Origin of the sequence: Methanospirillum hungatei (genome assembly GCF_019263745.1) — an archaeon.
Classification (GTDB): Archaea; Halobacteriota; Methanomicrobia; order Methanomicrobiales; family Methanospirillaceae; genus Methanospirillum; species Methanospirillum purgamenti.
Map to the genome: position 1 here is coordinate 315,873 of NZ_CP077107.1, position 22,336 is coordinate 338,208.

Annotated in this window: 30 protein-coding genes and 1 pseudogene; 16 read left to right on the top strand and 15 right to left on the bottom strand. The window is 40.1% G+C overall.

Going from position 1 to position 22,336, the window contains the following annotated elements:
* Positions 1 to 68: 68 nt before the first annotated feature.
* The 3 genes from KSK55_RS01520 to KSK55_RS01530 all read left to right on the top strand — a co-directional run bounded on the left by KSK55_RS01520 (position 69) and on the right by KSK55_RS01530 (position 1,685).
* Positions 69 to 359, top strand: coding sequence for a hypothetical protein (locus KSK55_RS01520; RefSeq protein WP_218607898.1), 291 nt, complete (start codon positions 69 to 71; stop codon positions 357 to 359).
* Between the two features lie 90 nt (positions 360 to 449).
* Positions 450 to 1,007 carry an AAA family ATPase gene (locus KSK55_RS01525; protein ID WP_218607899.1) on the top strand — a complete coding sequence of 186 codons (558 nt, stop codon included), beginning with the start codon at positions 450 to 452 and terminating at the stop codon, positions 1,005 to 1,007.
* 3 nt (positions 1,008 to 1,010) lie between these two features.
* Positions 1,011 to 1,685 carry an RNA-binding protein gene (locus KSK55_RS01530; RefSeq protein WP_218607900.1) on the top strand — a complete coding sequence of 225 codons (675 nt, stop codon included), beginning with the start codon at positions 1,011 to 1,013 and terminating at the stop codon, positions 1,683 to 1,685.
* A 325-nt stretch (positions 1,686 to 2,010) separates the two neighbouring features.
* Here KSK55_RS01530 and hgcB read toward each other — a convergent pair whose 3' ends face one another.
* From hgcB to hgcC (KSK55_RS01545), 3 genes are read right to left on the bottom strand one after another with little or no spacing between them, the layout of a single operon-like run.
* Complete coding sequence (gene hgcB, locus KSK55_RS01535) at positions 2,011 to 2,352, bottom strand: mercury methylation ferredoxin HgcB (RefSeq protein WP_218607901.1); 342 nt, start codon at positions 2,350 to 2,352, stop codon at positions 2,011 to 2,013.
* Positions 2,352 to 3,359 carry a mercury methylation corrinoid protein HgcA gene (hgcA, locus tag KSK55_RS01540; protein WP_218607902.1) on the bottom strand — a complete coding sequence of 336 codons (1,008 nt, stop codon included), beginning with the start codon at positions 3,357 to 3,359 and terminating at the stop codon, positions 2,352 to 2,354. Before hgcA ends, hgcB begins: the two co-directional genes overlap by 1 nt.
* Entirely contained in the window at positions 3,359 to 3,652 is a 294-nt protein-coding gene (hgcC, locus tag KSK55_RS01545; RefSeq protein WP_218607903.1) for an HgcAB-associated protein HgcC, read from the bottom strand. Before hgcC (KSK55_RS01545) ends, hgcA begins: the two co-directional genes overlap by 1 nt.
* A gap of 191 nt (positions 3,653 to 3,843) precedes the next feature.
* On the opposite strand from hgcC (KSK55_RS01545), the gene KSK55_RS01550 reads away from it, so the two are divergent.
* The 4 genes from KSK55_RS01550 to KSK55_RS01565 all read left to right on the top strand — a co-directional run bounded on the left by KSK55_RS01550 (position 3,844) and on the right by KSK55_RS01565 (position 7,240).
* Positions 3,844 to 4,362, top strand: a complete 519-nt coding sequence (locus KSK55_RS01550) for a GNAT family N-acetyltransferase (protein ID WP_218607904.1) — start codon at positions 3,844 to 3,846, stop codon at positions 4,360 to 4,362.
* Between the two features lie 211 nt (positions 4,363 to 4,573).
* A complete protein-coding gene (locus KSK55_RS01555) occupies positions 4,574 to 5,464 on the top strand; it encodes a CARDB domain-containing protein (RefSeq protein WP_218607905.1) in 891 nt (296 codons plus the stop codon).
* A gap of 85 nt (positions 5,465 to 5,549) precedes the next feature.
* Positions 5,550 to 6,479, top strand: a complete 930-nt coding sequence (locus KSK55_RS01560; protein ID WP_218607906.1) for an ATP-binding cassette domain-containing protein — start codon at positions 5,550 to 5,552, stop codon at positions 6,477 to 6,479.
* Complete coding sequence (locus tag KSK55_RS01565; protein ID WP_218607907.1) at positions 6,476 to 7,240, top strand: ABC transporter permease; 765 nt, start codon at positions 6,476 to 6,478, stop codon at positions 7,238 to 7,240. The genes KSK55_RS01560 and KSK55_RS01565 overlap by 4 nt, the downstream gene beginning before the upstream one ends.
* A 232-nt stretch (positions 7,241 to 7,472) precedes the next feature.
* Here the strand turns inward: KSK55_RS01565 and KSK55_RS01570 are convergent, their stop codons facing one another.
* The 7 genes from KSK55_RS01570 to KSK55_RS01600 all read right to left on the bottom strand — a co-directional run bounded on the left by KSK55_RS01570 (position 7,473) and on the right by KSK55_RS01600 (position 10,709).
* Positions 7,473 to 7,970, bottom strand: a complete 498-nt coding sequence (locus KSK55_RS01570) for a nitrophenyl compound nitroreductase subunit ArsF family protein (protein ID WP_218607908.1) — start codon at positions 7,968 to 7,970, stop codon at positions 7,473 to 7,475.
* A 25-nt stretch (positions 7,971 to 7,995) separates the two neighbouring features.
* Positions 7,996 to 8,355: a putative zinc-binding protein gene (locus tag KSK55_RS01575; RefSeq protein ID WP_256664146.1), complete on the bottom strand. Its 360-nt coding sequence runs from the start codon at positions 8,353 to 8,355 to the stop codon at positions 7,996 to 7,998.
* Between the two features lie 15 nt (positions 8,356 to 8,370).
* Positions 8,371 to 8,838 (bottom strand): putative zinc-binding protein, encoded by a 468-nt coding sequence (locus tag KSK55_RS01580; protein ID WP_218607909.1) that lies wholly within the window; start codon positions 8,836 to 8,838, stop codon positions 8,371 to 8,373.
* Positions 8,838 to 9,077 (bottom strand): thioredoxin family protein, encoded by a 240-nt coding sequence (locus KSK55_RS01585; protein ID WP_214418644.1) that lies wholly within the window; start codon positions 9,075 to 9,077, stop codon positions 8,838 to 8,840. Before KSK55_RS01585 ends, KSK55_RS01580 begins: the two co-directional genes overlap by 1 nt.
* 113 nt (positions 9,078 to 9,190) lie before the next feature.
* On the bottom strand, positions 9,191 to 9,439 hold the full coding sequence (locus KSK55_RS01590; protein WP_218607910.1) for a hypothetical protein: 249 nt from the start codon (positions 9,437 to 9,439) through the stop codon (positions 9,191 to 9,193).
* 5 nt (positions 9,440 to 9,444) lie between these two features.
* Positions 9,445 to 10,515 (bottom strand): permease, encoded by a 1,071-nt coding sequence (locus KSK55_RS01595; RefSeq protein ID WP_218607911.1) that lies wholly within the window; start codon positions 10,513 to 10,515, stop codon positions 9,445 to 9,447.
* A 5-nt stretch (positions 10,516 to 10,520) separates the two neighbouring features.
* The gene (locus KSK55_RS01600) at positions 10,521 to 10,709 is read right to left on the bottom strand and encodes a hypothetical protein (protein ID WP_218607912.1); all 189 of its coding nucleotides are present in this window, start codon (positions 10,707 to 10,709) and stop codon (positions 10,521 to 10,523) included.
* Between the two features lie 262 nt (positions 10,710 to 10,971).
* Between KSK55_RS01600 and KSK55_RS16625 the strand changes: the two genes are divergently transcribed.
* Complete coding sequence (locus KSK55_RS16625) at positions 10,972 to 11,136, top strand: GntT/GntP/DsdX family permease (protein WP_372238731.1); 165 nt, start codon at positions 10,972 to 10,974, stop codon at positions 11,134 to 11,136.
* Positions 11,137 to 11,168: 32 nt separating this feature from the next.
* Here the strand turns inward: KSK55_RS16625 and KSK55_RS16335 are convergent, their stop codons facing one another.
* Both KSK55_RS16335 and hgcC (KSK55_RS16790) read right to left on the bottom strand, forming a co-directional pair.
* On the bottom strand, positions 11,169 to 11,303 hold the full coding sequence (locus KSK55_RS16335; protein ID WP_256440610.1) for a hypothetical protein: 135 nt from the start codon (positions 11,301 to 11,303) through the stop codon (positions 11,169 to 11,171).
* 82 nt (positions 11,304 to 11,385) lie between these two features.
* Positions 11,386 to 11,640, bottom strand: a pseudogene (gene hgcC, locus KSK55_RS16790) (HgcAB-associated protein HgcC); the annotation flags it as partial.
* A gap of 339 nt (positions 11,641 to 11,979) precedes the next feature.
* On the opposite strand from hgcC (KSK55_RS16790), the gene KSK55_RS01615 reads away from it, so the two are divergent.
* The 4 genes from KSK55_RS01615 to KSK55_RS01630 all read left to right on the top strand — a co-directional run bounded on the left by KSK55_RS01615 (position 11,980) and on the right by KSK55_RS01630 (position 14,569).
* Entirely contained in the window at positions 11,980 to 12,906 is a 927-nt protein-coding gene (locus KSK55_RS01615; RefSeq protein WP_218607915.1) for a permease, read from the top strand.
* Positions 12,907 to 13,081: 175 nt separating this feature from the next.
* A complete protein-coding gene (locus KSK55_RS01620) occupies positions 13,082 to 13,261 on the top strand; it encodes a hypothetical protein (RefSeq protein ID WP_218607916.1) in 180 nt (59 codons plus the stop codon).
* 21 nt (positions 13,262 to 13,282) lie between these two features.
* A complete protein-coding gene (locus KSK55_RS01625) occupies positions 13,283 to 13,663 on the top strand; it encodes a putative zinc-binding protein (RefSeq protein ID WP_218607917.1) in 381 nt (126 codons plus the stop codon).
* Positions 13,664 to 13,756: 93 nt separating this feature from the next.
* Entirely contained in the window at positions 13,757 to 14,569 is an 813-nt protein-coding gene (locus KSK55_RS01630) for a methyltransferase domain-containing protein (RefSeq protein WP_218607918.1), read from the top strand.
* Between the two features lie 23 nt (positions 14,570 to 14,592).
* On the opposite strand, the gene KSK55_RS01635 is transcribed toward KSK55_RS01630, so the two are convergent.
* The gene (locus tag KSK55_RS01635) at positions 14,593 to 15,063 is read right to left on the bottom strand and encodes a putative zinc-binding protein (RefSeq protein ID WP_218607919.1); all 471 of its coding nucleotides are present in this window, start codon (positions 15,061 to 15,063) and stop codon (positions 14,593 to 14,595) included.
* Between the two features lie 118 nt (positions 15,064 to 15,181).
* Here KSK55_RS01635 and KSK55_RS01640 point away from each other — a divergent pair, with 118 nt between their 5' ends.
* Complete coding sequence (locus tag KSK55_RS01640) at positions 15,182 to 15,565, top strand: ArsR/SmtB family transcription factor (RefSeq protein ID WP_218607920.1); 384 nt, start codon at positions 15,182 to 15,184, stop codon at positions 15,563 to 15,565.
* Between the two features lie 11 nt (positions 15,566 to 15,576).
* Here the strand turns inward: KSK55_RS01640 and KSK55_RS01645 are convergent, their stop codons facing one another.
* The gene (locus KSK55_RS01645; protein WP_218607921.1) at positions 15,577 to 16,779 is read right to left on the bottom strand and encodes a cytochrome c biogenesis CcdA family protein; all 1,203 of its coding nucleotides are present in this window, start codon (positions 16,777 to 16,779) and stop codon (positions 15,577 to 15,579) included.
* A gap of 26 nt (positions 16,780 to 16,805) precedes the next feature.
* Entirely contained in the window at positions 16,806 to 17,273 is a 468-nt protein-coding gene (locus KSK55_RS01650) for a nitrophenyl compound nitroreductase subunit ArsF family protein (RefSeq protein WP_214418631.1), read from the bottom strand.
* 315 nt (positions 17,274 to 17,588) lie between these two features.
* Here KSK55_RS01650 and tnpC point away from each other — a divergent pair, with 315 nt between their 5' ends.
* The 3 genes from tnpC (at position 17,589) to KSK55_RS01665 (ending at position 22,335) form a co-directional block, all read left to right on the top strand.
* The gene (gene tnpC / locus KSK55_RS01655) at positions 17,589 to 19,067 is read left to right on the top strand and encodes an IS66 family transposase (RefSeq protein WP_218607127.1); all 1,479 of its coding nucleotides are present in this window, start codon (positions 17,589 to 17,591) and stop codon (positions 19,065 to 19,067) included.
* 188 nt (positions 19,068 to 19,255) lie between these two features.
* A complete protein-coding gene (locus KSK55_RS01660) occupies positions 19,256 to 19,936 on the top strand; it encodes a hypothetical protein (RefSeq protein WP_218607922.1) in 681 nt (226 codons plus the stop codon).
* Between the two features lie 293 nt (positions 19,937 to 20,229).
* Positions 20,230 to 22,335: a DUF262 domain-containing protein gene (locus KSK55_RS01665; RefSeq protein ID WP_218607923.1), complete on the top strand. Its 2,106-nt coding sequence runs from the start codon at positions 20,230 to 20,232 to the stop codon at positions 22,333 to 22,335.
* The last annotated feature ends 1 nt before the right edge of the window (position 22,336 follow it).

The window sequence follows — 22,336 nt, forward strand, 5'->3', positions numbered from 1 at the left end:
GGAATCGGATGGAGAATATCTGGTCCGTTGATTATGTGTGTTATTCAGGAGAAACAAGAGGTGCTTGTATGAGTCAATACGTTAAAGTTGGAAGACTTCTTGCTGGTGAAGAAGGATGGATACGTATTATGAAAGACGGATCAGGGGAGATTGGAAGAATCCACCAATCAGATATTCTCCTCACTCTGGCCGGGATGGGACCAGTGGAACGGTTAAAACTCTCCAGTTCTGGTAAATCAGTACGGTTTGTAGTTCAGGGTTTGAGATTGGTTGTGTTAGCAAAACAGGTAAGAGGTATGATCCGTGACTGGCCGAAGAAGAAGGCAGCATTGTGGCGGGAAATGGAAGAAATGGAGTAAAATTTCAATCGTGATCTTATTGTGTGAAAAATCATACATTCGGAAGAAAGATGTAATCTCCCACCTCTTATACTATTAACAAAATTTACTATGCCCCCTCCAAAGCTTCCAATTCGAATCCAGTCATTTTCAGAGATGAGAACCGGAGGATATGCATATGTCGATAAAACCTGGTTTATCTCATATATGGTCGCAAAAGGGAAATATTATTTTCTTTCCCGCCCAAAACCGTTTGGAAAAAGTCTCTTTATCGATTCGCTTGATTGTACATTTTCCGGAAGAAAAGAATTCTTCTCCGGGCTATACCTCGATTCCCCTGAAGCAGAATGGGACTTTACAATAACATATCCAGTCCTTCGGATTGATTTTGCAGGAGGGGCACTGAGTCATATCTCTGATCTTATCATTAGATTGACCAGCATTATTGACAAGTGGGAAGAATACTATGCGATAGAGAAAAGCTTTGGAGATCCTGGAGATCGACTGCTCTCGCTTATACCAAAAAATATAAAAAAACCCGGAAAACAGGTAGTTATTCTCATCGATGAGGACGACAGACCGACTCTTGATAATATAGCGAATATCAACCTCATGCAGGGAATGAGAGATCTGGTTTTCCTTTTTCGGATCATGAAAACAATTGGATGAATTATGAAAAAAAGAAAATTATTCATTGGAAATCTTAACTATTCAGTAACAGCCGATAAATTACGTTCCTTTTTAGCAACCTATGGTACTGTTATTGATGTTAAAGTGATGGAAGGCAAGGGTTACGCATTTGTTGAGATGGGATCTGAGGAGCAGGCGAAAAAAATTCAAACAACCTTGAGCGAATCGGTATTTGAGGGGAGAAAACTTCTCATTGATGGGGTTCCAGGAACACGCCGGTCAGATAATAAATCAGATAAAGCACAGGATTTCCGAGAAAACAGACCTGCACCTGACTCTGGAAGGAGAACATATTCATCACCTCCCGGAGAAGAAAGAAGATCTCCAAAACCGGAGTGGAAAAATCGTAATGGTCCCGGGGAATCACGAAGTCCTATTCGCCCGGAACGTTCCAGGCCTGAAGGAGATATCAGAAAAAAAATCCCATCTGATCAGAACCGTTCTCAATCCACTCCAGCATCTGACAAAAAAAATTCTCAAAAAAAACCAGTTTTTACAACTCCGGAGGGTAGATCCACTAAAAAGGAATCAGGAAAACCTGAAAAACAACAAATATCTGAGGCAAAACCCTTAAAACCGCAAAAAAAATCCAGAGTGCCAACCTGGGTGAAGGAAAAGAGATCTTCGAAGTCAAAATATAAACCGGAAAAATATTAAAAAATAAAGGGATTTTCGTCTAACATTTTTCCGATCTCACCAAAGATAAAATAAAAATTTTCGAGGAGAGCGCTCAGACCACCTGAATAGTAACCGGAAAAGAAGGAAAATTGATGTATTTCTATTTTGATCTGAATCTCTAATATATACTCTTCATTACACACCGGACAAATCATTGCAGGAATATGCTGAAAAGAAACGAGACTCCATATTTCTCAAATGCGACAGAAGTGAAATCATCAACCGTTACGTCTTCATTCCAGTAATTGCATTTCAATTCTTCACGAAATATGCATAGGTCTCATCCCACAGTTCTGGGTAAGGTTCATCCCTCTCCACATCCACATGAGGACCCTTCTGTCTCACCGCCACAGCAAGATCCAGCCCCACCACCACAACTGCACTCTCCGCTATCCATATCCTTTCCCCGTAAAGCGGCACTAATCATCGCCCAGGCACACCCAACACCGCTTTCAACATCAATTGCCTGGACCGGACAGTTCAGGGCACAGGCACCACATTCCATACACCTTTTCGGTTCTGAAAGTTTTACCCGGCCGCCTGCTTCAGCAAAAACACCGTGTGGACAGACCTCTGTGCAGCGTTTACAGTTGATACATTTCTCTTCATGAAATTCTAGCGTATTTTCAATATACGAATTAAACATCAGATCACCTCCATCAAACGGGATATCCCGAGAGCAATCCCAATAATTATTCCACAAGCAGTCATTGTGGCTAGAATTGGGATATATTGGAATATCTCCTTTTTTACTCCGGTTCGTGACGTAAAGGGAGTTGATCCGGTGAAATTCAGGCCCAGATATCCAACAACCGGGGGCATAATCAGGAGAGGGACAGTAGCACCGGCATATAATGCCCATTCAGGAAGACCAGAAGTACCTGCATATGTGATTGAGAAAGGAATAGCAACAATTCCTCCTAAAATCAGCCCTTTCGTTGAGAAATCTCTGGTCGGAAGGAAAGGTAATAGAAGAGGGAACAGGACTGTACCGGCAAGGACTGCAGTAATTGCGGCTAGAGCAGCAATATATCCAGCTAAAAACCAGAGAATAAACGTTACAATTACCGCCGGCAGAGCAATATGGACAAGCTCCATTGGTGCCAGAACAAGACGGTCCTTCATCGGAAAGGTAACCCTACGCATTTCAGGAGTTAATTTTCCCATCTTCAGATATTCAGGGAGATCAGCAGCTCGAACCGGACCATATTGAACTAAAAATCCACTCCTTCGTTTCACTTCATGAGCAGCAATCCCAGGTGCTCCGAGCTCGGGAACGATGATCGTGCGGTGTGATACAACCTGTCCAAGGCCGGTTAATTCAATTCTCTTGACCAGTTCATCCGTACCAAACGTCCCTTTTCCTGCTGCACACCAAACATTAATTCCCTTGGTATCCAGAACAAGGATGTATGCATCCAACCCTCTGAGGTTTGAGCGGAGTGCATCAAAACTGAGCGTATAGTTGGCAGATGCAAAGACCGGTGAGTCAGCATTGGGATTGCCAAGGTGGTACAGCCCGGGTGTTACCCGGTGTCCTGACCGATTATATCCCCATCGTGCAAGGAGATGATCAATCCGGTTAGCAGTGGTGATTTCACTCGTGACAGGCGGTATTGGTACAGAACAGGAACAACAACAAGACGATTCCATTATTCTGCTCCGGTATCGTTTAGAATTGGACTGAGAACTTCTTTCACCATACCACTCAGGTTCTCTGTCTTCATGAGGGCCAGACAGCAGATGCTCCCTTCTTTTTCCCAGCTGATAAGAGCCAGTTTGTCACCAGGTTTGATGCCTGCTCGTTCTCTGACATCTTTTGGCAGGACCATCTGACCCCTATCATCGATGGTAAGAATGGATTCCACCGTGCAACTGCTCTTTGGGCCACAACTGCATCTCATCTCGTCTGCAGTAATTATTTCGGATTTTTTTAGTTTTCCCATATAATCTGCCTACAATGTAGGTTTTCAGAATATTTAATGTTATCAGAAAATTCAAATTATTCTGAATAATTTTCTTTTTCGGATATATCCTTTCAGTTGTTTAAATGCGACACAATTAGCAAAAAATTATTTCATCGTATTAGGATCTTGAATAGGAACCGTTTTTTTACAAATAAAACGTATAAATTATCATGTTCAATACCTCTTCTCTTTCTATTCAATTCTTACCGATTCAGGAGTCAGAACTTGGCAGAATTAATGAATTGTCCAATATCCCGGAGATTGCCGAACATTTTGAGACGATCCCGCCGGTACCGATGGAAACGACAATAGCCCTGTGGCAGTATATCCAGAATGGGATTGTCTCCCTCTGGGGGATTCATACCGGTGACCGGATAATCGGTGGAGCTGGGTATTATGTACAGCCTCCAGGGACCAGACTTTCTCATTCGGCGACTTTTTTCCTCTATATTGAACCTGGATACTGGGGGAAAGGAATCGGTACAAAAACCATACAATTTTTGGAGGAAGAAGTCAGGAGGAAGGCATATCGACGAATGGAATGTATGGTGGCTGATACCAATCCCCGTGCTATCCGGTTGTATGAACATCTTGGATTTGAACCGGAAGGGAAAAAGAAAGAAGCATTTTTTATTGACGGTATCTATGTGGATCTCATAATCCTGGGTAAAATATTGAATCAGGAGTAACAAATCTCCGGAAGCAGTCATGGATCTTGTTCCAGTAAAACCCCTTGCCGATCATGAAGAGACCATCAGAATGATGTATAATCAAACTCTATCCGGATTATATGAGAAACTTACATCCTGATTTTTTTAGTCGAAAGAAGCAACTTCTTATGGGTGAGATGTTCAAAATAGTCTGAGGTGCTTCATGCACCAGACATGGAGTTCAATATATATGATTTCTATCTCTTATTCCCGGATTACTATAGTTATTCTGATATTTCTTATTGGTAGTTCGCATTCTGTTTTGGCGTTTGAAACAGAACAATCAGAAGTTCTGAATATTGATGGGTTAAAACTTGATGATGGCATGATAATTGCACATATCACTCTCCCGGAAAGTGTTCAGACAAGTATCAGACCAATAACCGTCGGATTATTCGTTCATGATGTATCATGTTCCGATGCTCCCTTGATCGGTTGGGGACAGATGATCCCTGATCCTGATTCTCATGTAGGAATATCATTGTACGGACACATTCCCCTTGGTTTAACCTCTGAAAATATTACCGTGCAGGCAGCAACAAATATGAATGATAAATTTCCGACATTGTGTTCTCCATATATTTCTCCTCCTAAACCTCTAGAGTATGCTGTTTCTTCAAAAGAGCCTGCTGAAATAGATTCATGGTATAATTCCCATACAATAGAGACGAAAAGTAAACCCCAGTATATTATAGAAGATATCATTGTTTCATCAGATTATATGTGGGTGTCTCCTGGTTCGCTAATAAAACCTGAAGTTGTTGTAAAAAATCAGGGAGAAGATGACACTTCACCTATACCGGTACAGGTAGATGCATATCTGGGAGAAAGATTGCTTACCCCAAATGAGGCACAGATTTCACCATTGATGAATGGAGAAAAGAAAACGTTTACTCTGTCATATAGTATTCCTTCAGATCTGGATTATGGCACATATGATCTCACCATGGTACTAGATCCAAATCTTCTCACCGGAAAGGGAGATGCATATTCCAGCGGAGGAAAAATTTCTCTATCAACACCTGATGATGATTCGTTCATAGGATGTGCAGCATGTTGGGCTGCAGCACATAATAATTAAAATAAATATCTCCATGAAAGATCCGAAATAGAGATAAAGATGGATGATACTTCTTGGGATCTGGAAAGATGTATGATGTGACATTATGACAGTAGTAATCCGGGCAGATTGTCTTACAAAAAAATTCGGGAAGAATACTGTAGTGGACCATGTGTCCTTCGAAGTGAGCGAGGGAGAAATATTCGGATTTCTGGGACAAAACGGTGCAGGAAAAACCACTACCACACGAATGCTTACCGGAGTGCTTCCTTCTAACAGCGGGACTGCGACGATTCTTGGATATGATGTCATGAAAAGTCCGGTTTATGCAAAACAGAGGTTTGGTGTGGTTCCGGAGACTTCAAATGCGTATATCGATCTCTCAGCACAGCAGAATATGTTCCTTATGGGAGAACTCTATGATCTTCCAAAATCAAAAATATTACGGCGTACAGAAGAATTATTAACATTAGTAGGATTAATTGAACGAAAGGACCAGAAGGTACAGGCGTATTCAAAAGGGATGAAACAGCGCCTTATCCTTGCAATGTCACTCATACATGAGCCTGAACTCCTCTTTCTTGATGAGCCTACGAGTGGTCTGGATGTGCAAAGCACTCATATGATACTCTCACTGCTTCGGGATTTGAACCGGAACGGAATGACCATCTTTTTAACAACCCATAATATGGAAGAAGCGAACCAGCTCTGTAACCGTGTTGGTATAATCAGGGCCGGGAAGATGATAGCGCTTGATGCACCTGAAAAACTTAAATCAGCAATAGACCGAGAGCACAGGATTGAAGTGAGTTTTGCAAAAGACGTTCCCAGTATAGAACCTGGAGATCTTCCCGGGATTATCAGGGCAGAAAAAACCGGAGATAAATGGCAGATAATTGTTTCAGATAAAGATGCAGCGATTCGGTCGATTGTAGCATATTCTATAGAGCAGAACACTGCAATCGTCACTCTCAATACACTGGCACCAACCCTGGATGAAGCATTCATAAGGCTTACCAGAGAGGAAGAAAAATGAGTCCGATACATCCCTATGGGATTGCTTCACAGATACGACGGGCATGGGCTATTACAAAAAAGGATATCCGGATTTATTATTTGAAAGGTCCGGTCCTCATCTTTGGGATTATTATGCCATTATTTTTATTCCTTGCTTTTTTCATGGGTAGCAGGCAGATCCCTTTGTCTTTTCTTATTGCAGGACTTGTCGGAATGACACTCTTCTTTACAGCAACAGCAGTATCTCCGGCGATATTTCCCTGGGAAGGATCGGCAAAAACTCTTGAGCGACTTGCATCAACCCCGATAACCGTAGAAGCGATGATATTCGGTGATATGGTGGCATCAGCACTATTTTCCATTGGCATCACTTTTATTACGGTAATCATTGGTATAGTGCTTGGGCTATCACTTCTGCATGGATTCATTCTCCTCAGTGTGATTATCATTGGAGCCTGGTGTTTTGCAGCGATTGGTATGTTGTTTGCTGCAATGCCAACCAATACGCCTTCAAACATAATGATGATTTCAAACCTGGTGAAATTCCCGCTGGTTTTTATATCTGGAATATTCATTCCTCTTGAACAGATGCCTCCCTGGGGACAGATGTTAGCCTGGTTCTCTCCGCTGACCTATATTGTAGATATTGTCCGATATTCATTTACAAATTCGAACTTCTTGCCAATCATCATTGATTTCGTAGTTCTTATTCTGTTTACTATTGCAGGGACCGGTCTGTCGATGTATCTACATAAGAGACTGATGCCTTCGAGATTGTAAAAACTGAAATATATCGGATTACTCCGGGGAAATCTGGAATACTGTAGTACTACTATCACTGCTCCGACCATAGGCCAGATAACGGAGATTGGGAAAACAGCCGGAGGAACCCCTGATGGTACTATCGGCCAGAGATGATATGATGACCATAGAGGATGAGCGATGAACCGGAAAAATCTATGAGGTCAGGTAATGGGAAAAATGCGATGATAATAAGATTTCAAGTTGTATATCATGCATGAACCGTTGACAGTCTCTTTCTGATCACACCGGATAATTCCTCTCCAAATGCAATTTTATCTCCAAGTTTATACCAGAGTTGTATCTGGTTCTCTGCATGAAACCCTGCCTCATCCGTGTATCCAATCATGAGCGAGGATGAAGTTGGCACGAATCTGGATACAATCTCCGCATTCTCCGGGAGTTGAATATTCACGGATCTGAAGAAGATCTTCCCTTCATCCATCTCCTGCATGAATGATGTATTCATGGTCTCTTTCGCCAGTTCACCAAGCACCCGGCAGGAATAACATTGCTTGGTTTCATGAAAATGATATACTTCAAGAACCCCAGAAGAAGGAATTGATGTAATTGTGCTATAATTTTGAAGGGAGAGATTTTCTACGGTAAAAATCTGGTTGCACCCGCATCCACCTGAAAAGATCATAATGAATGTAATTACTGCGAGAAGGAGGAGCGGTATCAGGATATCCTTTCTTGGAGCTTGCATGAATATTGATACAACAAGGAGAATATTACCTGATTTTTTCCCGGACAACGGATGTTAGTAGTTCAATCTCATCAAATCGGGGTTCTTCCATACCGTTCTTCACAATACCGCATTCGGTTGCGATAATATGAATATCCGGATCATATCCCTGTTCTTTGAGTTTTTTCCTACCGCAACAGTCAGAACACCCATCAACCACCAGGATCTTTTCAGCATGGGCAAGAGCATCCAGCATCTTCTCTGGCTGTGCCCTTGCAGGAAGGCACATTTCTATCTGACCCGGACATCGCCTGATGAGTATCTCTCCAACCTTTGCCGTAAGTTTTCCGGTGTTTGAGATCCCGGAACAGGTGATGAGGGTAATTTCTGAATCATTGAGCATCATGAAAAAAGAGGACGGTTAACCGCATTTTCCGCCACAATCACAGCCACAGCCTCCTGAACCATCGGATTTCTTCTCCCCGGAATTGGACTCCTGCAGCTTTCCTTCCCCTTTCCACGCAGCAGAGACGATTGACTCAACTTCATCTGAAGTAAATGACCGGTTACCGCTCTTCTTTTCAATACCAAGATCGGTTATTACGAGGTGCTGATGAACCGGAACTCCTGCCTGCTCCAGGATCTTTCGTGCACAATCCATCCCGCACCCATCGATTGCGACGACTTCCTGCACCCCTTTGGCACGTTCAGCCAGAGACTCTGATCCTGATGCAAGCAAAGCCGTGCAGACAAAACTGCCATATCCCTCGTCAGATAACTGAATCGCAGCCTGATTTGATATCTGTCCGGTGTTTGCCTGTCCGGAGCAGGGGAATATAAGTCGGTTCTTCTCATTACTTCCACAGGTGCATGGAGCCTGCTCTGCCATTATGCACTCTCCTGAATAATTTCCATGATCTCGTTGACGGTGGGAACCCGGCCGGCAACAACCTCCTCGCCGTCCAGGAAGAGAGACGGAGTCATCATCACGCCTCTGTTCACAATCTCCTCAAGTGCCTCAACTTTTACAATATCTGCCTCAATTCCGGATTTCTTCACTGCTTCAGTCACATTGTCATACATTCGTTTGCATTTTGTGCAGCCGGTTCCGAATACTTCAAGTTTCATATTTCACCTTTATTTGAAATACTTTTGTTATATGAGATAATCATCTTTTGTTTTGAGGGATACACATCTTGTCCCTGCATGGGATTGACGATGTTGAACTCCAGCAGTTATCTTCAGGATTTGTAATATTCTGCCATAATTGCTTTCATATACAACTCCTCTGCTCCTTTGGAGATGTAATTGTACACTTTTACTCTTTTCAACAGAGTTTCTTTGATTTGTTGCTCGGAATTGAGATTCATTTCCTTAACTTCAGCGATTATCTCATTCAGCATAGTGATACCAGTTGGTATCCCGTTAATCGGGATCATCTTTATCCTTCGTAATGCATCCGCCGGACAACAGGGTTTATACAAAGTCATTTAAATCAGAGCCCGCTGTTTCCGAATACAAATCCGGCTAATGTAGAGAAGATAACAACAAGCACGGCATACACTCCGGTCTTTTTTGCTCCCATAACCCGGGTGAGAACCATGAGACTGGGCAGACTGATGGATGGGCCGGTCAGGAGAAGAGCAAGGGCTGGTCCCTTCGCCATGTTCCCGGAAAGATATCCAAGGGTTGTCCCGATAACTGGCACTTCAAGCAGGGTTGGCATGTAGAGAATTGCACCGATAACTGCAGCGGTAAAGTTTGCCAGGAGAGAATTGTCCCCGATATATGGCTGAAAGGTCTCTGGGGGGATAAAGTAGGAGAGTACTCCGAGAGCGAAGGTTCCGATAACGAGGATCGGGAAGATCTTCTTTGTCAGATCCCATATCTCATACCCCCATTCCGTCACCTCATCCCGACTAAAGTAGTAAATAAGCAGGAATGCAACCGCCATGGAGAGGAAATAGACAATAAGGAGCCGGATGAAGATGTCTAGTTGTGAGGTACCAACAAGCAGGATAGCAATCAGGAAGATGAAGAATGCTGGAATAATCCATTTTGGGCGTTCTTCGCTGCTGGAAGAGATCCTAATATTCTTTTTGGCATTTGCACGGACTTCATTATCATGCTCTTTGAATATTATTGTCATGATAAGACCGATGACAATTGACAGAAGAATAGCAGAAACAGCACGGGCAATCCCGATATCAATACCCAGGACTTTTGCCGAGTAGACAATAGCAAGGATGTTAATCGCCGGACCGGCATACAGGAAGGTGATTGCGGGACCAATACCACTCCCTTTTTTTAGAATTCCGGCAAACATCGGGAGAATAGTGCAACTGCATACCGCAAGGACAGTCCCGGATACTGAGGCTATGCCAAAACTGACTGACTTTTTTGCATCCGGACTGAAGTATTTTAGAATTGCATCTTTCTTTACAAAAGCGGCAATGGCTCCGGCAATAAAAAAGGCAGGGATAAGACAGGTAACTACGTGTTCAGTGAGATATGCTAGGAGTATTGTCCACCCGACAAAAAGTGCTCCGGTAAGAATATCGATCATCGATATCACTGATTCTCCATTCTTTTTTGTTCATTCTGATCTTTTCGAGGACCACAACAACAGGGGCAGCATCCTCCTCGCATGATCACTCTTCGCATGATAAGCATCATCAGGAGCATAATGATTGCAAAAACAACCATTATCCCAATAATGTAATAAATGGGAAATCCAAAGAATGGCATCATAAATGGCATGATTTGTTCATCTCAAATGTACTCTGATTGCTCATCAGAGTGTTTCAACATTTATTGAAGTGGATCTTAGAACTATATAACAATACCTATCTCAAATAAATTTGGAATGCCTGCGCGGATTTTTTAATTCCATTTTGAAAGAACTACCTGATATATAGATATCTCATATCTTTTCTATTGCTATACTCCTCGCCGAAACAAGTATTCCCGCGTTGATGAATCCGATATCCTTATTTTATTCATCATTGCAGGAGCCGGAGTGATGTGTTTTGTCACCGACCCGTATTTCTGGCTGCTCCATCGGGAAACAGGTGACGAGGTAAAAAAGATATTCACCTATTATACGCTTCCCCAAATCGTAATAGGGATTACCACGTGTATCTTGGTGGTGATAATTCAATTGCTCTTTCCTGTTTCCCTATTATAAGAAATGGAATGAACCAATATGAAAAAAAGGAATCATTCTTTCTCTTCTTTCTTCTCTTCGGAAGAACAGCATGAACCTTCTTTTGGAACAATCTTCGGACCACAGCAACAGCATGGTGAATCTTTTTTACCGAATATTCGTTCCATGAAACCTTTCTTTTCTGCCATGAATAGTATTGCTCCCCGAGCACCTAAAATTTTATTGAACCTTCTGATCCTCGATAGGAATTATGGATGTTCAGATAATTCTCTATTCAGATAGGATGTGATGCATCAGTTTAGTTGTCTTGGAGGAGAGATCATTCACCGGAATCAGGTAAAGACAACAGATCTTCCCTTAATGATTGTTGGAGATAAGGGCGAGTTTATCACCAACATTCATTTGTGCCTGCTCTCTGACATCTTTCGGGATGAGGACCTGACCCCTGGCATCAATAGTAAGAATTGCCTCAACCTTAGGTGATTGAGATTCTGAACCCGTTGATACCTCTGGTTGTGTACCTTTTTAGTTCATGCTGAATTCCTGAGTGGTTCAAACAAATATGAAACAGGCATGTATAAATAACGAGCATGTCAATAGTAATTTCATTCTTATTTGAATTACATGTGGTAATTATCGTGGCTCTCTGTCAATGGTGTATGGGCTGGGGTGCTGATCCACCTTCCTTTTTTCACTCATAAATTCCGGAATTAGCCGGTAGCACTGCATAGTAGATCTTCACATCTGTATCCCCAGATATCATGACATTTTACAAACTCCACATTGGGCTCCTGTGCTGTGCCCAAATGACCGATAACGTATTGAATCGAAAATTGAATACGCGTTTGACAAGTGGTGATGAATATGACTGCCATTAATGATCTCGTCACTGCCGGTCAGTTTTTTGTTATCATTACCGTAGAACTGGTCATTCTGTTCATCGGAATCAGTTTTCTCGTAGGTCTCATCCGTGAGTATGTTCCGGAAGAAAAAATCAGAACGGTTCTCACAAGTAAACACCGGGGAATGGGAAATATTTTCGGAGCCTTTTTTGGTGCTCTTACTCCCTTTTGTTCCTGTTCAACCATCCCGATCCTGGTCGGACTGCTTGATGTAGGTGTCCCGTTTGGCATTGCGTACTCGTTTCTGATAGCATCACCGCTCTTAAACCCGGTTATCTTTTTCCTACTTCTGGCACTGTTTGGAGTTGTCCCGACATTGATTTATGCAGCAATCACATTTTCTATCGCCGTATTATCGGGTATTTTGCTTGAACGTGCCGGATATGGCAGATATGTGAAAGCGGTAACATTGGAGAAGGGATGTTGTTGTGAATGCGAAGATACCAATAATTCAATTCACAAAACCAGGTTTTCCCGGGCACTCACTTTTGCCTTTTCACTATTCAGACAGGTCATACCCTACTTAATCCTTGGTGTAGCAATAGGAGCATTCATCTACGGTTTTATTCCGGAAGATCTGATTGTAGCTGTTGCCGGACCTGACAATCCACTCGCAATTCCAGTTGCGGCGGTCATCGGAGTACCGATGTATATCAGAGCGGAAACAATAATTCCGATAAGCGCAGTTCTCCTTGATAAAGGGATGGGAATCGGTGCGGTCATGGCTCTCATTATCGGTGGCGCCGGGGCAAGTATACCCGAAGTAACGCTTCTTGCTTCTATCTTTGAAAAGAGGCTGGTTGCAGCGTTTGTTTTTACCGTGCTCGGGGTCGCAATCCTTGCCGGTTTCTTATTTCAGTTCCTTGCGAATGTTGGGATTATCACCTGATCGATAAAAGTCAACAATTTATTTTCTGAAAGGACATCCATCCTTTCTTCTCTCCGGGTACGGTCTTTTATAACAAACTCTGGGGAACCTGGATCTAACCATTTCACAAAAAACTGAGATCCGACTTTGCCTTATAACCAGTTATCTGTTGATATCATTGTATGGTAGCATTACTATGGTTTTTTCTCCCTATTGGAGTATTTCTGATTGTTGGAATCCTATGCATCATCATGATGTGTTGTATGCCCCGGATGGGATTTTGCAACATGCAACAGTGGAGAAAAACAATGGAGAATCAGGAGAAAGAGACTTGTTTCCGGACGATGTGTCGGGACTGGAAGAGGAAGGAATCTAACGGAAATTCCCGGTACTGCCGGTGGATGAAGGACCAGGAGCGATGATGTCATCCCATCATCATTCCTCCTCATCCGGCCCGGTTGTTCTGGCAACCTGCTCCGGGTTTTGTAATGTCGGGCAATTGACTACTCAGGCAGCCATGCACCTAATTCGTCGGTTTCCTGGTATGTACACCTGGATGAAAGCAGAGAAAGGAAAGTCAGTTCATAACCCTGGTACTAACCGACCGGTCTGGGCAATTGTTGGTAGCGAAGATTGTTGTGCCTGTGAAGTGCTTGAAAAATCCGGAGTTTGCTACTCAAAGACGGTAATTGCAACAGATCTGGGTATCAATCGTGATCCTCATGGGGAAGTTTCCTTTGATCAGATATCCCGGTTTGCAGAGAAGATAACTTCCTGATTGTTCATCATTGTATTTTCTGAATACGGGGAATGCATACTATCATCTTTTCTCCTATCCAATGTAAAACCTCATTCATTGTCGTGATATATTATGGAGTCATTTTCGTCAGGATTTGCTCGCGTAGATACTACAACAGATAGCAAATCCTTTGTTCAGTACCTTAATCTCATTCATTCGCTACCCTTTTTCCAGGAATGCAAAAAACAGAGTTATCAGGAATTAAACGTGTGCCCTGGAGCCTCAATTCTTGAAGTCGGATGTGGAAACGGTGTTGATGCATGGGTAATGGCAGGACTTTCCGGACCTGAAGGCCGGGTAGTTGGTATCGATGTAAGTAAAACCATGCTCATTTCCGCGAAATCAGGTCAATATTCAGGTTCTGCATCTCCTCACTTTGTGATGAGTGATGCCATGCATCTTCCGTTTTCAGATGGCATGTTCGATGGAGTCAGGACTGATCGGGTATTACAACATACCAAAAACCCATCTGATGCAATCAGGGAGATGACCCGGGTCCTTCGAAAATCAGGTACGGTAGTAATGTTTGAACCAGACTGGGATACCTATGGTATCTGGCCTGGTGACCGGAAAGTAACCCGAAAAATCATAGATTTCTGGTGTGGACACATACCCTCGGGGTGGGTAGGTAAATCATTATACTCTGCATGTGTGAATGCAGATCTTCATCATATAGAGATGAAACCGATCGTCCTTACCATCACTGATCTCAATATTGCAAATAAAGTATTTGATCTTGAGAATACCATCTCACTGGTGACGAAATCTGAAATAATAACCCCGGAGGAGAGCGAAGCCCTGTTATCTGATTTATATGATGCAGAAAATTCTCATTCGTTCTTTTCCTCTCTTGTCTTTTACCTGGTGACGGGAGTAAAACACTAATTTTTCAGTTTCTCAAAAAAATTTCAGGCCCGGAGATGATTCTTTTGAACATCTTCGGCTACCTGCTTTGCATATGTTGTAAATAGTTCATCTGATACTTCATTCATCCCAAAAGGCAGTGATTCAGGATATATCGTATCTGCAAGAACCACGGTTGGATTGAGATCATCAAGGACTCCCTCCATCATCCGTGAAGCACATGCGATAAAACATCCCTCTATAGCAATCACTTTCCCTGCTCTCCGAACGAGATTTCTCTGGCCGGTATCCTTTGTGAAGGCTCCACCAAGACAGATACGGACGGTCTGTTCCGGAGCAATGATCTGAGCCAGGATATTTGCCGCTCGTCTGGCAACCTCGCCCCGTGCACATGCTCCTTCGCATGACATGACGGCGACCTTTGCTGGACTGGTGGAATTCTTTTCTGCATACTCTTCACAAAGACCACAGACTCCCGTAACCTTTGAAATTTTTACCAATTCATATTCAGTCATCTGAACCAGATTAAAGTTGTTTTAAGTAGTATGAAAAAGGAAAAGGAGTATTTCAGGTTTTACTGAGATCGTATCGATATTATTTCATACTGAACACAAGAATATTGAGAAGAGGAATATGTCATCTACTCGGTGTTGTCCATCTGATTGTGCCTTACGTGAGGACTGGGAAGAAGAGCTGCGCCATGAATCAGAGGCACTTATCCATCCGGCTACCGATACCCTCATGAAGCTCTGTCATCTCATGAGTCACCCAATACGGTTAAAGATCCTTCTTATGCTTTGTCTCCGTGATCATTGTGTCTGCGAGTTGATCTGGAACCTGGAAAAAACTCACAGCCCTATCTCAAACCATCTAAAAATACTCCGGGACAGTGGGATTATCGAGACGTATTACCGGTCAAACCATAAGATTTACCGGCTTAGTGAAACGATGGATCATACCGTTCTTAAGATGATGGCAAAAAAGTGGAGAGAAGAAACCGGATATTCCTTCAGATAACATCAAAAAAATTATCCAAGGACTTCATACAGGATGAAGACCGCAAAGCCAATGAGGACCAGACCGATAATTCCCCGGAGTAATCTCCTCTGTTCGAGTCGCCACTCATTCACCCGTTCTGGTGGAAGTCCAAAGGTGACAAGTATCAGAATTATGAGCAGGGGAAGGACGAATGCAATATTGTAGACAAACAGGTACCCAAGTGCCTGGGTCATATTCGATTTCATTGAGATCATCGATATGATAGAGAGGTAAATCCCTCCGGTACAGGGAAGTTCAAACATCCCGACAAGAATACCTAGAATAAATGCTGCCGGAATGGTTGCCTGTTTCATCACCCGGTTAATAAGACCTGACTGGGATGCAGGAATCCCGAGTGTCGGCTTCTCTTTTGGAAAGAGAGCGTCCTTAACCATTATCAGACCGGCAATGAGGGCAATACATCCGGCAACGAATGAAAAGATGGTTGTAGCGCCTGTAGTCTGGATAATCGTAAAGATACCAAGTCCTGAAAGGTAATAGAAAATAAAGACTGCTCCAGTGTAGACAAGGCCGGCAGTCAGCATCATTTTCCTGCTTTTTTGTGCCATCAGGTAAACGAGCAGGAATACCAGGACCGCAAATGCACAGGGATTAATCCCGTCAAGAAGCCCGGCTCCGATGATAAGCAACAATGGGATCTCATCGGATGGTGAATCCGGAGTCAGAGACGGGGATGTAAAGATATTGGAAAAGAGATTAGAGGATCCACTCTGCTGTTTCTGAAGAACTAACAGTTCTTCCAGGTGATTACTGATGTCCTGAACTCCCTCAACAGAAATATTTCCGATAATGAGAGAAGGGACCGAAAGAAAATTCCGGTTGTATTTCTTCTTGTAACTTTCAAAAATGGTCCGGTTTTCAGTACTATTAAAAAGATCATACCTGAGGAGTGTCATTTCAGTATGATTTGGGGCAAATCCATCAAGAAATGCCATAGCATCATGACATGCTCCGCAATGAGTGTTAAAGAAAAATATTACCTGGCCTGGGGGAAGGTTGCCGGATAGTAACGTGGGATCTGATCGGATCAGGTCAGATAAACTGTCAGGACTGATTTCACTTCCATTCACTGCATACATTGCTCCAAGAGAGGGGGAAACAACAATGAGTGAAAGAAGGGAAAAGATAAGGACAGATATCAGTGTGATCCGGGAGTAGTTGTGTGAAAACATAACAGAACACAATTCTGGAAAATTATTTATTCAGAAAAGTCACCGGCAAAGCGCTTTTCGATAAGTTCTTTTAAATATGTCATGGATTCATCTTTTTTGCCAGCCAGGTACCAGACCTTAATATTCTCTTCTTTATGAAAACCGTCTTTATCATAGACACCAATCATCAATGAAGATCCCGTTACCTCGTACTGCTTTACCAGTTCAGCATTTGCCGGGTCCTGAAAATTTATATGACCAAAGACGATTTTTTTGCTTTCCAGTTCATCCGGGAAGTATGTCTTTACAGCGTCTTCAGCGTTATTTCCCATATTTGTACAGGTATAACATCCATTTGTAGGGTGGAAATGATAGACTTCAATTTTCTCTACGGTTGAGGACTCTGTTCCGTTTGATTCCTCAGCATAGCAGATTCCACATGCTGTTATGAGAATGATTGTGGCTGCAATAACTGTTTTCAGAATAAGACCTTGGTTTTTTATTGATAAACTCATGAAATTCCTCCTAAATTAAAACCAGAAAAAGATATCGTCAGATGAGAATTTTGAAATGAATGTAACGATGAGAGAGTATGTTTAAATGAAAGAGCATTAATTTTCAGATTTATTCTCATCTGCCTTAGATTCAATATAATTTGAAATACATATATACTTTTCGGAAAAAATTAGATTTTTTTGTAACTATTCAGCCGGTCTCAGCGCCCTTATCCCGTCCATCTGAAAACCTACTCTAATATTAGTCCTCTTCTTCTAAAAATTCATTTTTACCGAAAGATCTTTTTATAATGACTATTAACGTTAAATTATCAAATGGACTTTCCAGAAGAACTCAAAGCCAAAATACTTGAATGTCCTCCTGAAGTAATTGCATATATTGTTCACCTACATGAAAGAATTGATCAATTAGAATCCAGAGTCAAAGAACTCGAATCCAGGCTAAACCTCAATAGTCGAAATAGCGGAAAACCACCATCTTCTGATGGGTATGCTAAAAAGAATCGAAATAAATCAGATTCTCGAAAGAAATATCCGGGAGGTCAACCCGGCCATAAAGGGACAACCTTAAGGCAGAGTCCTCATCCAGATCATATCGAATATCATAAACCTCATGAATGCTCCAAATGTGGACATAGCCTTGTTTCTGGAAAAATACTCGGCATTGAAAAAAGACAGGTTTTTGATCTTCCCCCTCCTCCCACAATCGAGATAACAGAACATCAGTCTTTCACTATCTGCTGTCCTCATTGTGGTTTAAAAACATCAGGGGATTTTCCCGAAGATGTTACACATCCAGTTCAATATGGATCCAGAGTCAAATCTTATCTGACCTATTTTTCTCATCATCAATTAATCCCTTATGAACGAGTAACTGAAATCTGCTCAGTTCTTTTCGGTTTTTCTGTTAGTCCTGGAACAATCGTAAATTTAACTCACAATCTAGCGAAGAAATTACAATCATTTAAGGATGATATTGTAAACGTTCTTCAAAATGAGCCCGTAATCCATAATGATGAAACTGGAGTCAGAGTAGAAGGAAAACTTCATTGGCTTCATGTGACCTGTACTCCTAACCTAACTCATTATTCCCTTCAGAGAAAAAGAGGTAAAGAAGGAATGGATAATATTGGAATCCTTCCTGAATTTCATGGGATTAGTGTTCATGATTTCTGGGGTCCTTATCTTTCCTATTCCTGCGAACACAGTTTTTGTTGTGCTCATATTATCCGAGAACTCATCCGGGTTGAAGAAGAAACCTCTCAAAAATGGCCTTATGATCTTATTGAGTTATTATTAGGGGCAAAAGAAAACAAAGAGATATTTCATGGAGTTGGGGTTCCTATTCCTCCAATCATTCGTACCAGTCTGATGGAGTCATACGATGAATTGATACAGATAGGACTGGATGAAAATCCTCCACCGGTTGTAGATGAAGTAAAAAGGGGCAGGAAGAAAAAGGGATTTGTACGAAACTTACTCGAAAGGCTAAAAGAGTGGAGAGAGAGTGTGTTGAGATTTATAAATGATCCTCTCGTTCCATTCGACAATAATCAGGCCGAGAGAGATATTCGTATGATGAAGGTAAAAATGAAAATATCAGGTGGATTTAGAAGCTTCGATACAGCCAGTGCGATTGCTCTGATCAGAAGTTACATCTCAACTATAAGAAAAAATGGAATTAATGTTATTGAAGGAATTGTTTCAGCATTTCATAATTTTCCATGGTCACCAAATAGAACCAAAGATATTAGTGGAGAGTCGTTACTCTCTCAAAATCTTGCATTAGCCTAAGCCGACTGAATAGTTACAAAAATTTTATAGTTAGATGCATCAAAGAAAATCCAACGTCATATCAAAAGTACATTAGGTATATTTTAGAATTTGTTGATGATTATTCTGACTTTTCTAGAAAAATCCATTGGAAACTTGCGATTGCAGAAATGTTAAACAAATTATCGATAGATCCTAAAATTTTCAAATTGAATGAGAATAAATTGCAAGAATTGGTAAAATTAGAAAATAAATCATCTTCTTTTCTTGATGAGAAAATCCCATTAGAATTATTACAGACCCCGATTGAACCAGTATTATTTATCGAAAAAATTGGTGAATTAAAATATAAATCAATATGGAAACCCATAGCAGAAAAAATAATTTATTCATATTCAAGAGAGGAAATTTATAATTTGTTAAATTTAATAAATAATAATTCAGATTTGAGCATTCTTATTGCAAAAAGATTATTTGATCTTGAAGATTATGAAGGAGCAAGAGATACCGCATTAAACGCTATCCATTACTGTGAATGGGGAGGATATGGATTTCCAATTGATGATGGGTTGAAAATAGAAGCAATTTTATTAATAGCAAAAATTGATAAAGAAATTGCAAAAAAAATAACATTTGAAACATTATTCAATGATTTAAGTATTAATTTTCCATATTTTACCTCAATAACTTTTCAATTGCATGAATTTATACCAGATATAATCGAGGATGAAAATGAAATAAAACAAATTTGGATTGAGATTTTTGAATACCTCAAACAGTTACTAAAAGAGTATAATCTTCCTAATCACATTCCAGAACATTTTACTAAAAACATTGAAGATGATAACGAGTTGTCAGCATTTTATAAATTCATTGAATGTTTTTATTAATAATAATCATAATTATTTAAATTGCTAAATATCAGATAAAGATGGAGAAATTTTTTTAATTTTTATATTAAAGTTTTAAAGCTTAAACTCTAGTGTCTGTCGTCTCTAATTTTTCAATATCATTTCCAAGAGAAATTACCCTCAATTTTAAGTGAAGAGTGGTACTAATTCTATTAGTAACTTAAATTGTAATTGATATATGTGAAAAACTCTCCAACAATTAAAGATACGAGGGGCGGTAATCAAAAACAATTCAAATAGTTTATTTATGCAATAGATAAATGTAGAATTGCATGCATGCCGGGGTCGTACCACTCGAAAAATTATTCGCTTCAGATAACTATTTCTCATTACCAATATTTCAACGAAGATATGAATGGAAAAGTAAAGAATGGGAGGCATTGTGGTATTCAATAATTCAACAATATGAATATGAAATTAGTGGAACATCAAATAAATATCCAAAATGCTTTTTTGGGACTATCGCATTAAAACTAATTAAAAGTTCAGAAGGTTCTCATAAACATGATATTATTGATGGTCAACAACGAATAACGACTATAATTTTGTTATTAGCAGCGATTAGAGATTTTTTTCATAATGATGAGAATATTTTTTCAAAAGTAAATCAACTGTTAAAGATTAATTGTGAGGGCATTGATTGTGTACAACACAAAAAACGACTGGAATTGGCTCTTCAAGATGAAAAATATTTATCAGATATTATATCAGAATTACCAATTCCAACCGAAACCAATAGCAACGTAATCGATTGTTATAATAAATTTTCTAATAAATTAGACGATTCTCTTGATCCTTATAAATTCATAAATTCAATACTTACACGGTTTCAGGTAGTATGGCTCACCATTGAAAATTCAGATGATGCTCCTACTATTTTTAGGACAATGAATTCTACCGGGACTTCTCTCGAAGATATCGATCATTTTAGAATCCATATTTTGACCTTTATCGATGAGAATAATATGATTCCGATGTATCATCAATTTTGGAAACCTATTGAATATCTATTTAGCAACGATCTTAAAAAATTTCCAGATTTTGCAAGATATTTCCTGATGAAGAATGGTGAAAAAGATATTCAGAATATTTTTTCATACATTACAGAAAAAATAAATCCTATTCCTATTAATGAGAGAGAGGATTATATTCGTTCATTTTTATCTGAATTGAAAAAGTCTGCAGAAATTTATGATGATATTTTAAACATATATGATGCTTCAAGATTTACAAACAAAGTTGCATTAAGGCTTAAAAAGTTCAGATACTTATCTGGGGATCAATATCTTCCATTTTTATTAAATCTATTAAGTCAGTATTCAAAAAACCAACCAAAATCAATTGATAATAAATTTGAACATGTTCTTCATCTGATAGAATCATTTTATATTCGAGGATATTTTTGTGATGAGAATATGCCAAATTACACATCATTTTTTTCTGAATTATGTAAATTAATTGATACTCCGATATCCACAGAAAATTTTGACAAAATTGAGAAAAAGTTCATGAATGTTTTACCGGGTGATGAAGCTCTCCGAGTAAAGATACCAATTGTTCCAATATATTCTCGAGGAAGTAAGAATCTTGCAAAATTAATGTTATGTTCAATAGAAGAACATATTTCGCAAAAGGCTTCGTGGTTTACTTTTAATCCAGATGAAAGTAAAATTTCAGTTGAACATATTATGCCTCAAAAAATCGAAAATACTGATTGGGAACCATATCTTAAATCGAATATTGGCGAATATTATAAAGAATCTCATTTTCATTCTTGCAACACACTAGGGAATCTCACATTAACTAGCAATTCTTTTAACTCAAAATTAGGTCAAAAGATTTTTTCTCAAAAAATGGTAGATTTAACAAAGTGTGATGGGTATAATTTAAATTCCTATTTTAATCAAGTAAAAACTTGGGTAGATTCTGACATTAAAAAACGGTCTTGTCAGTTATCAGATTACTGTATCCTTATTTGGCCAGGCGGAACTCCGATAATTGCGCCGCTAAGAATTCCTCAAGAGGGAGACCAATTAGTCTCAATTACGATTAAAAAGAGGAAATATGCAATAAATTCTAGAGAATATAATTTCAAATCTTGGAAAGGTTTGTACGCAGCTACTTTGTATATCATGTATAAAGAATCTGGAGATAAATTTAGAGAGTTGGTAACCCAATATCCTGATTTTTTGTCATTTGAGTCACATAAACTGAAAAAAGAAGAGCAAGTAGGGGAAACCTCAATTTATTATGCACCATTATCCGGTCAAAAAGCAGTTTATCAGCAGTGTAAAATATTCGTAAAAGAAATTGGTTGGGAACCGTCTGATTGGAAAGGTGAATTAAAGGATAAGGAGGGAAATGTTTTCGTATTTTAAA

Coding starts and splice junctions, on each gene's coding strand:
- KSK55_RS01570 (WP_218607908.1), bottom strand. CDS start 7,970: ATGCAAGCTCCAAGAAAGGATATCCTGATACCGCTCCTCCTTCTCGCA.
- hgcB (WP_218607901.1), bottom strand. CDS start 2,352: ATGTTTAATTCGTATATTGAAAATACGCTAGAATTTCATGAAGAGAAA.
- KSK55_RS01600 (WP_218607912.1), bottom strand. CDS start 10,709: ATGCCATTTATGATGCCATTCTTTGGATTTCCCATTTATTACATTATT.
- hgcA (WP_218607902.1), bottom strand. CDS start 3,359: ATGGAATCGTCTTGTTGTTGTTCCTGTTCTGTACCAATACCGCCTGTC.
- KSK55_RS01520 (WP_218607898.1), top strand. CDS start 69: ATGAGTCAATACGTTAAAGTTGGAAGACTTCTTGCTGGTGAAGAAGGA.
- KSK55_RS01555 (WP_218607905.1), top strand. CDS start 4,574: ATGATTTCTATCTCTTATTCCCGGATTACTATAGTTATTCTGATATTT.
- hgcC (WP_218607903.1), bottom strand. CDS start 3,652: ATGGGAAAACTAAAAAAATCCGAAATAATTACTGCAGACGAGATGAGA.
- KSK55_RS01525 (WP_218607899.1), top strand. CDS start 450: ATGCCCCCTCCAAAGCTTCCAATTCGAATCCAGTCATTTTCAGAGATG.
- KSK55_RS01615 (WP_218607915.1), top strand. CDS start 11,980: ATGACTGCCATTAATGATCTCGTCACTGCCGGTCAGTTTTTTGTTATC.
- tnpC (WP_218607127.1), top strand. CDS start 17,589: ATGGACTTTCCAGAAGAACTCAAAGCCAAAATACTTGAATGTCCTCCT.
- KSK55_RS01640 (WP_218607920.1), top strand. CDS start 15,182: ATGTCATCTACTCGGTGTTGTCCATCTGATTGTGCCTTACGTGAGGAC.
- KSK55_RS01560 (WP_218607906.1), top strand. CDS start 5,550: ATGACAGTAGTAATCCGGGCAGATTGTCTTACAAAAAAATTCGGGAAG.
- KSK55_RS01645 (WP_218607921.1), bottom strand. CDS start 16,779: ATGTTTTCACACAACTACTCCCGGATCACACTGATATCTGTCCTTATC.
- KSK55_RS01650 (WP_214418631.1), bottom strand. CDS start 17,273: ATGAGTTTATCAATAAAAAACCAAGGTCTTATTCTGAAAACAGTTATT.
- KSK55_RS01530 (WP_218607900.1), top strand. CDS start 1,011: ATGAAAAAAAGAAAATTATTCATTGGAAATCTTAACTATTCAGTAACA.
- KSK55_RS01575 (WP_256664146.1), bottom strand. CDS start 8,355: ATGATGCTCAATGATTCAGAAATTACCCTCATCACCTGTTCCGGGATC.
- KSK55_RS01595 (WP_218607911.1), bottom strand. CDS start 10,515: ATGATCGATATTCTTACCGGAGCACTTTTTGTCGGGTGGACAATACTC.
- KSK55_RS01580 (WP_218607909.1), bottom strand. CDS start 8,838: ATGGCAGAGCAGGCTCCATGCACCTGTGGAAGTAATGAGAAGAACCGA.
- KSK55_RS01630 (WP_218607918.1), top strand. CDS start 13,757: ATGGAGTCATTTTCGTCAGGATTTGCTCGCGTAGATACTACAACAGAT.
- KSK55_RS01565 (WP_218607907.1), top strand. CDS start 6,476: ATGAGTCCGATACATCCCTATGGGATTGCTTCACAGATACGACGGGCA.
- KSK55_RS01550 (WP_218607904.1), top strand. CDS start 3,844: ATGTTCAATACCTCTTCTCTTTCTATTCAATTCTTACCGATTCAGGAG.
- KSK55_RS01590 (WP_218607910.1), bottom strand. CDS start 9,439: ATGACTTTGTATAAACCCTGTTGTCCGGCGGATGCATTACGAAGGATA.
- KSK55_RS16335 (WP_256440610.1), bottom strand. CDS start 11,303: ATGGCAGAAAAGAAAGGTTTCATGGAACGAATATTCGGTAAAAAAGAT.
- KSK55_RS01635 (WP_218607919.1), bottom strand. CDS start 15,063: ATGACTGAATATGAATTGGTAAAAATTTCAAAGGTTACGGGAGTCTGT.
- KSK55_RS01585 (WP_214418644.1), bottom strand. CDS start 9,077: ATGAAACTTGAAGTATTCGGAACCGGCTGCACAAAATGCAAACGAATG.
- KSK55_RS16625 (WP_372238731.1), top strand. CDS start 10,972: ATGTGTTTTGTCACCGACCCGTATTTCTGGCTGCTCCATCGGGAAACA.
- KSK55_RS01665 (WP_218607923.1), top strand. CDS start 20,230: ATGCATGCCGGGGTCGTACCACTCGAAAAATTATTCGCTTCAGATAAC.
- KSK55_RS01620 (WP_218607916.1), top strand. CDS start 13,082: ATGGTTTTTTCTCCCTATTGGAGTATTTCTGATTGTTGGAATCCTATG.